The 203-nt window shown below is 66.0% G+C and carries 1 protein-coding gene; it reads left to right on the top strand.

What is annotated here, in order from left to right:
• Nucleotides 1-6 precede the first annotated feature (6 nt).
• Nucleotides 7-203, top strand: a 197-nt coding sequence (locus MT347_RS18595) for a transposase (protein ID WP_374206556.1), incomplete at its 3' end; no start/stop codon positions are given.

The following is a 203-nucleotide window of genomic DNA, read 5'->3' as shown; positions in this document are numbered from 1 at the left end:
CCGACGATGATGAGCGCGGTCCGGCATGTGGCTGGGCTGCTGGGGATGAGTCCGGAGACGTTGCGGTTGTGGCAGCGTCGCTACGAGGTCGACGCCGGGGTGAAGCCCGGCGTCACGACTGAGGCCGCGGCGGAGATAAAGCGGTTGCAGAAGGAGGTCTCGGAGTTGCGGAAGGCGAACGAGATCCTCAAGGCTGCGAGCGT

Origin of the sequence: Microbacterium sp. VKM Ac-2923 (assembly GCF_022815605.1) — a bacterium.
In the GTDB taxonomy this organism is placed as follows: domain Bacteria; phylum Actinomycetota; class Actinomycetes; order Actinomycetales; family Microbacteriaceae; genus Microbacterium.
Note: the sequence above shows the minus strand (reverse complement) of the source record. Positions and strands in the feature narration are given on the sequence as shown.